This is a genomic window from Neptuniibacter sp. (assembly GCF_024231755.1).
Taxonomy (GTDB): domain Bacteria; phylum Pseudomonadota; class Gammaproteobacteria; order Pseudomonadales; family Balneatricaceae; genus Neptuniibacter.
Genome location: NZ_JAAEQH010000211.1, coordinates 1 through 2,173 on the forward strand (window position 1 = coordinate 1; position 2,173 = coordinate 2,173).

At 46.8% G+C, this 2,173-nt stretch carries 1 protein-coding gene; it reads left to right on the forward strand.

Features of this window, described 5'->3' with window-relative positions:
* A partial coding sequence (locus tag GY843_RS10940; RefSeq protein WP_297309460.1) for a CusA/CzcA family heavy metal efflux RND transporter occupies nt 1-2,173 on the forward strand: 2,173 nt, incomplete at both ends.

Here is a 2,173-nt window from a genome sequence, read left to right on the forward strand (position 1 = left end):
ACTTGAATACCTCAGCCAAGTTGCGCCTTCACTCCCCAGTAATGCCCGGCCTCAGTTAGGACCTGACGCAACAGGAGTAGGCTGGGTATACCTCTATGCTTTGGTGGATAGAACAGGCCAACATGATCTAAGCCAATTACGCTCACTACAAGACTGGTTCCTGAAATATGAGTTACAGACCGTACCCGGAGTGTCGGAAGTAGCTCCTGTGGGAGGCATGGTCAAACAGTACCAGGTTCGAGTACAACCGGACAAATTACGCGCGCTGAATATGCCACTAAGCCATGTTCAAAATGCAATTCGCCGGGGTAACCAAGAAGTAGGGGCCTCTGTCATAGAAATGGCCGAAGCTGAATACATGGTTAGAGCATCAGGTTACATTCAAGGCATTGAAGATCTAGAAACTATTCCTCTTGGTGTCAATCAGAATGGTACGCCCTTATTACTAAAAGATGTTGCAGACATTGGCACAGGTCCCCAGATGCGACGAGGTGTTGCTGACCTCAATGGTGAAGGTGAAACCGTTGGCGGCGTAGTTGTAATGCGTTTCGGGGAAAATGCCCAGCAAACTATCAACGGTGTCAAAGCAAAACTGGATAGCCTAAAGAGCAGTCTGCCTGAAGGGGTAGAAGTCGTAACAGTGTATGATCGTTCTGGTTTGATTGATCGTGCCGTTGAAAATCTATGGTATAAACTATTGGAAGAGTTCCTGGTTGTGGCTTTAGTATGCATGGCCTTCCTCTTTCATATCCGTTCATCATTAGTTGCAATAATCAGTTTGCCCGTAGGTATCCTCACCGCTTTCATCATAATGCATTGGCAAGGTATTAACGCCAACATCATGTCCTTGGGTGGAATAGCCATCGCGATCGGCGCAATGATCGACGGCGCAATCGTCATGATTGAAAACATGCATAAACACATGGAACGGACAGAGCTAACTCCAGAGAATCGCTGGAAAATTGTAGCCGATTCAGCTTCCGAAGTAGGACCAGCCCTGTTCTTCAGCTTACTGATCATCACCGTAAGTTTTGTTCCTGTTTTTACTTTGGAAGCGCAAGAAGGGCGCATGTTCTCCCCCCTAGCCTTTACAAAAACTTATGCAATGGCGGCATCCGCAGCTCTAGCAATCACATTAGTACCCGTACTGATGGGCTATTTCATTCGTGGCAAAGTATTGCCGGAGCATAAAAACCCTATAAACCGCATACTAATTGCTGGCTATATGCCTGTACTTCGGGGTGTTTTACAATTCCCGAAAACCACATTGTTCGGTGCCCTCATCATTTTGGCTATTGGACTATGGCCTCTAGATAAACTAGGTAGTGAGTTTATTCCTGATCTTGACGAAGGTGATCTGATGTACATGCCGACCACCTACCCTGGCATTTCTATTGGGCAGGCACGGCAGGTACTACAACAAACAGACAAGCTCATTGCCACCCTACCTGAAGTAAAAAGTGTATTCGGTAAAGTTGGCCGGGCTGATTCAGCCACTGACCCAGCCCCACTGACCATGATTGAAACATTTATTCAGCTTAAGCCCAAAAGCGAATGGCGAGAGGGCATGACAACAGACAAGCTTAAGCAAGAGCTAGATCAGTTAGTAAAAATCCCCGGTGTGACTAATGCGTGGGTAATGCCGATTAAAACCCGAATAGATATGCTAGCAACCGGGATTAAAACGCCTGTAGGCATAAAGATAGCCGGGCCAGATCTGAGAGTAATTCAAGGGATTGGTAAACAGTTAGAGCAAGTTCTGAAGGACGTACCAGGAACGGCCTCCGTGTACTCCGAACGTGTTGCTGGAGGCCGTTACATTAAAGTCGATATTCAGCGTGAAAAAGCTGCCCGTTATGGCCTTAATATCGCAGATATTCACCAAATTGTAGCCTCAGCCATTGGAGGTATGAATGTTTCAAACACTATTGAAGGGCTAGAGCGCTACCCAATTAATGTTCGTTACCCACAAGACTATCGAGATTCCCCCGAACAGTTAGCCTTGCTTCCTATCGTAGCTAAGGGTGGACAACGTATCGCTTTAGGGGATGTGGCTAAGATTTATCTGGAAGATGGCCCTCCTGGCCTGAAGAGCGAAAACGCCCGCTTAAATGGCTGGACCTTTGTCGATATCGCCGATGTAGATATCGGTAGTTATGTAGTCAAAGCTCAA